Raw genomic sequence first — 4,908 nt, forward strand, 5'->3', positions numbered from 1 at the left:
GTCAGCAGGCGCCGCTAGCTCAGTTGGTTAGAGCAGCTGACTCTTAATCAGCGGGTCCGGGGTTCGAGTCCCTGGCGGCGCACAGACAGCCGGAAGGCCCTTCGCGAGAGCGAAGGGCCTTCCGGCGTTTCCGGCCCGAAAACCCAAAGGCCCGAAAACCCAAAGGCCCGAAGGCCCCGGGGCCCCGAGGCCCCGGGCGACCGGGCCGCCCGCGCCGGAGCGGACGGCCCGACCCGGGCTCAGCGGCCGCGCAGCGCGCGGTAGCGGGCGACCAGCTCAGCGGTGGAGCTGTCCAGCTGCTCGGCGCCCTCGCCGGTGAGCAGCACCGGCTCGATCCGCTTGGCGAGTACCTTGCCCAGCTCGACGCCCCACTGGTCGAAGGAGTCGATGTTCCAGATCGCGCCCTGGACGAACACCTTGTGCTCGTAGAGCGCGACCAGCTGGCCGAGCACCGAGGGGGTCAGCTCGCCGGCCAGGATGGTGGTGGTCGGGTGATTGCCCTTGAAGGTCTTGTGCGGGACGAGCTCGGCGGGCACGCCCTCGGCCGCGACCTCCTCCGGGGTCTTGCCGAAGGCCAGCGCCTGGGTCTGGGCGAAGAAGTTGGCCAGCAGCAGGTCGTGCTGGGCGACCAGGCCGGGGGGCAGGTCGGCGACCGGCTCGGCGAAGCCGATGAAGTCGGCCGGGATGACCTTGGTGCCCTGGTGCAGCAGCTGGTAGTAGGCGTGCTGGCCGTTGGTGCCGGGGGTGCCCCAGACCACCGGGCCGGTCTGCCAGTCCACCGGGGTGCCGTCGCGGGTCACCGACTTGCCGTTGGACTCCATGTCCAGCTGCTGGAGGTAGGCGGTGAACTTGGACAGGTAGTGCGAGTAGGGCAGCACCGCGTGCGCCTGGGCGTCGAAGAACGCGCCGTACCAGACGCCGAGCAGGCCGAGCAGCAGCGGGACGTTCTGCTCGGGCGGGGCGGTGCGGAAGTGCTCGTCGACCAGGTGGAAGCCGTCCAGCATCTCGCGGAAGGCGTCCGGGCCGATGGCGATCATCAGCGACAGGCCGATCGCCGAGTCGAAGGAGTAGCGGCCGCCCACCCAGTCCCAGAACTCGAACATGTTGGCGGTGTCGATGCCGAAGTCCTGCACGCCCCGGGCGTTGGTGGACAGCGCGACGAAGTGCTTGGCCACCGCGTCGGTGTCGGCGCGCAGCCCGGTGAGCAGCCAGTTGCGGGCGGAGACCGCGTTGGTGATGGTCTCGATGGTGGTGAAGGTCTTCGAGGCGACGATGAACAGCGTCTCGGCCGGATCGAGGTCGCGGACCGCCTCGTGCAGGTCGGCGCCGTCGACGTTGGAGACGAAGCGGACGTCGAGGTCGCGCTTGGCGTAGGAGCGGAGCACCTCGTAGGCCATCGCCGGGCCGAGGTCGGAGCCGCCGATGCCGATGTTGACGACGGCGCGGATCGGCTTGCCGGTGTGGCCCTTCCACTCGCCGCTGCGGACCCGGTCGGCGAAGGCGGCCATCCTGTCGAGGACGGCGTGCACCTCGGGCACCACGTTCTCGCCGTCGACCTCGATCACGGCGCCGCGCGGGGCGCGCAGCGCGGTGTGCAGGACGGCGCGGTGCTCGGTGTTGTTGATCTTCTCGCCGCTGAACATGGCGTCCCGCAGCTCGGCGACGCCGGTGGCGGCGGCCAGCTCGCGCAGCAGCTCCAGCGTCTCGTCGGTGACCAGGTGCTTGGCGTAGTCCACGTGCAGGTCGCCGACCCGGAGGGTGTGGCGGCGGCCGCGCTCGGGGTCGGCGGCGAACAGCTCACGCAGGTGGGTGTCGCCCAGCTCGGCCCGGTGCTTGGCCAGGGCGGCCCACTGCGGGGTCCGGTCCAGCGGGGTGCGGGCGTCGGCGCGGGTCTCCGACATCGGTGGGTCCTCGATTCATCTGGGTGCAGAAACCGGCAGGGCCAGGCGTGAGGGTTCGCCGAGGTCGTGCGGGTACTGGTGGTGCGCCGACTCCGTTGACGGCCTGCCCGGGTTCAGCCTATGCAACCCCGGGGCCGGTCGCGCACATTCCGCCCCGCGGGCGCGGGCGGTGCGCCCGCGGGGAGCGGACACCCCGTCATTTCCGTTCGGAGCGCAGGTCGAGTCCGCGCAGCACCTGGTCGACCAGCTCCGGATCGGCGCCGAGCTCACTGCGGGCGGCGAGCATCTCGCGGCGGGAGGCGGCGATCATCTCCTGCTCGACGTCCCGGGCGGCGCGCCACTGGGCCATCCGCAGCTTGGCCTCGGCGGCCTCCTCCTCGGCGTAGTTCTCCGGGCAGAGCCGGGCCAGCCGGTCGTGCTGACGGTCCCGCAGGCGGTCGGCGACCTCGGCGGGCAGCCGGTCCTGCTCCTCCAGCTCGCCGAGCCGGCTGAGCCCGGCCTTGGCGGCCCGCCACCAGAGCTGGCGCACGGCCTGCTCGTGCTTGTCCTGGTCGATGTCCAGCTCGAACCGCTTGGCCAGCCAGGGCAGGGTGAGGCCCTGCACCAGCAGGGTGAAGAGCACCACGCTGAAGGCGATGAAGACCAGCCGGCCGCGCTCGGGGAAGTTCTCGCCGGAGTGCAGGGTGAGCGGGATGGCGAGCGCCAGGGCGACGGTGGCCACCCCGCGCATGCCGGACCACCAGAGGATCACGCTCTCCTTCCAGCTGAACGGCGTGTCCTCGTCGTCGCCGGAGCGCAGCTTCTTCGACAGCCAGCCGGCCGGCAGCAGCCAGAGCAGCCGGACCAGGACGACCACCGCGATGACCACGGCGGCGTCGCCGAGGAATCCGGTCCAGCCGCGGCCGGCCTCCTTGAGCACGGTGGCCAGCTCCAGGCCGATCAGGCCGAAGGCGACGCCGGTGATCAGGATCTCGACCACTTCCCAGAAGGCGTTGCCGACCAGCCGGTAGGAGACGGCGTCCGCGTCGGAGGCCCGCTCGGCGAGGTAGAGCGCGCAGACCACGACGGCGAGCACGCCGGAGCCGTGGATCTCCTCGGCCAGGGTGTAGGCGGCGAAGGGCACCAGCAGGTTGAGCGCGACCTGCTGGGTCGGGTCGTCCAGGCGCTCGGCGAGCCTGGTGTTGACCCAGCCGAGCGCGACGCCGACCACCACGGCCAGCACCGCGGACAGCACGAAGCGCAGCACCGCGTCGCCGGCCGAGAAGTCGCCGCTGACCATGGCCTCGATGGACAGCGAGTAGATGACGATCGCGGTGACGTCGTTGAACAGCCCCTCGCTCTCCAGGATCGCCACCAGGCGGCGGGGCAGCCCGACGCTCCCGGCCACCGCGACGGCGGCGACCGGGTCGGGCGGGGAGACCAGCGCGCCGACCGCGATGGCGGCGGCCAGCGGCAGGGTGGGCAGCAGCCAGTGCACGGTGCCGGCCACGGCGACCGTGGTGACCGCCACCAGGGCGACCGCCAGCAGCAGGATCGAGCGGGCGTTGGCCTTGAAGTAGCGCACCGAGGAGCGCCGGGCCACCGCGAAGATCAGCGGCGGCAGGACCAGCGGAAGGATCAGCTCGGGCTCGATGGTGACGTCCGGGATCTGCGGGACCAGCGCCATGACGATGCCGAGCAGGGTCATCAGCACCGGTTGCGGCACGCCGATCCTCCGACCGAGCGGCATGGTCACCACGGAGGCGAGCAGCACCAGGAAGAACAGGGGCAGCTGGCCCACGGGGAGGTTCCTCTCGACGACGGACGGCTGAGCGCCGCCCAGGATAAATCTGACAATGCGCCCATCGGTGTCGACACGCTGAACAATGACTTGACCTCAAGCGCACTTCAGGTCGGATGATCGTCGACATCGGAGGGATCGAGAAGGGGCGGGAACAGCATGAAAGCGGTCACCGTGACGGGGAACGGCGGTCCGGAGGTCCTGCGGGTCGCCGAGGTGCCCGACCCGCGGCCCGGGCCGGGCGAGGTGCGGGTACGGGTGTACGCCGCCGGCGTGCAGCCGGTGGACCTCGCGATCCGCGAGGGGTTCCGCCCGCCGGGACTGGCGGTCGAGCCGCCGTTCGTCCTCGGCAACGAGTTCGCCGGGGTGGTGGACGCCCTCGGCCCGGACGCCGGGCACTGGCGGGTCGGGGACGAGGTACTGGGCTTCCGGGTGCTGGGCGGCCAGGCCGACCTGGTCACGGTGGACGCCGACCGGCTGGTGGCCAAGCCGGCCGGGATGCCGTGGGAGCATGCCGGCTCCCTCTCCGCCTCCGGCCAGACCGCGCACGTGGCGCTCACCGGGCTCGGCGTCGGCCCCGGCGACACCCTGCTGGTGCACGGCGCCGCGGGCGGGGTCGGCACGGTCGCCGTCCAGCTGGCCCGGGCCTGGGGCGCCACGGTGATCGGCACCGCGAGCGAGCGCAACCACGGCTACCTGCGGGAGCTGGGCGCGGTGCCGGTCAGCTACGGCGAGGGGCTGGTCGAGCGGGTCCGGGCGGTGGCACCGCAGGGGGTGACCGCGGCCTTCGACGCCGCCGGGCGGGGCGCTCTGGAGGCCTCCGTCGAGCTGGTCGCCGACCGGACCCGGATCGGCACCGTGGTCGACTACCCCGGTGCCGAGCGGCTGGGCGTCCGGGGGCTGCGGGGCGAGCGGACGGCCGGGCGGCTGGCCGAGCTGGTCGAGCTCTGGGAGGCCGGCGGGCTGCGGCTGGAGATCGCGGAGTCGTTCCCGATCGAGCGGGTCGCCCAGGCCCACAAGCTGGTCGGCGCCGGGCACGTCCGGGGCAAGGTGGTGCTGACCATGTGAGGGCTCCCGGCCCCGCTCCCGGCCGATTGTGAGTTTCGGCTGCTGACCAGGTAATGTTCTCCACGTCAGCAGGCGCCGCTAGCTCAGTTGGTTAGAGCAGCTGACTCTTAATCAGCGGGTCCGGGGTTCGAGTCCCTGGCGGCGCACAGACAGCCGGAA

Annotated in this window: 3 protein-coding genes and 2 tRNA genes; 3 read left to right on the forward strand and 2 right to left on the reverse strand. The window is 72.1% G+C overall.

The window, feature by feature from the left end; translation table 11 throughout:
• Window positions 1–8: 8 nt before the first annotated feature.
• A tRNA-Lys gene (locus tag ACWGJO_RS40990) sits at window positions 9–82 on the forward strand.
• Window positions 83–239: 157 nt separating this feature from the next.
• Here ACWGJO_RS40990 and pgi read toward each other — a convergent pair.
• Window positions 240–1,901 (reverse strand): glucose-6-phosphate isomerase, encoded by a 1,662-nt coding sequence (gene pgi / locus ACWGJO_RS40995; protein WP_452190880.1) that lies wholly within the window; start codon window positions 1,899–1,901, stop codon window positions 240–242.
• A gap of 196 nt (window positions 1,902–2,097) precedes the next feature.
• Window positions 2,098–3,681, reverse strand: coding sequence for a Na+/H+ antiporter (locus ACWGJO_RS41000; RefSeq protein WP_359901763.1), 1,584 nt, complete (start codon window positions 3,679–3,681; stop codon window positions 2,098–2,100).
• Window positions 3,682–3,840: 159 nt separating this feature from the next.
• Here ACWGJO_RS41000 and ACWGJO_RS41005 point away from each other — a divergent pair, with 159 nt between their 5' ends.
• Together ACWGJO_RS41005 and ACWGJO_RS41010 are read left to right on the forward strand one after the other, a co-directional pair.
• Window positions 3,841–4,749: an NADP-dependent oxidoreductase gene (locus ACWGJO_RS41005; protein WP_452190881.1), complete on the forward strand. Its 909-nt coding sequence runs from the start codon at window positions 3,841–3,843 to the stop codon at window positions 4,747–4,749.
• Window positions 4,750–4,821: 72 nt separating this feature from the next.
• A tRNA-Lys gene (locus ACWGJO_RS41010) sits at window positions 4,822–4,895 on the forward strand.
• Window positions 4,896–4,908 lie beyond the last annotated feature (13 nt).

The sequence above is a fragment of the Kitasatospora sp. NPDC054795 genome, assembly GCF_053611565.1.

Bases quoted from the DNA above. Each gene is read 5' to 3' on its own strand.
- pgi (WP_452190880.1), bottom strand. From the start codon at position 1,901: ATGTCGGAGACCCGCGCCGACGCCCGCACCCCGCTGGACCGGACCCCG.
- ACWGJO_RS41005 (WP_452190881.1), top strand. From the start codon at position 3,841: ATGAAAGCGGTCACCGTGACGGGGAACGGCGGTCCGGAGGTCCTGCGG.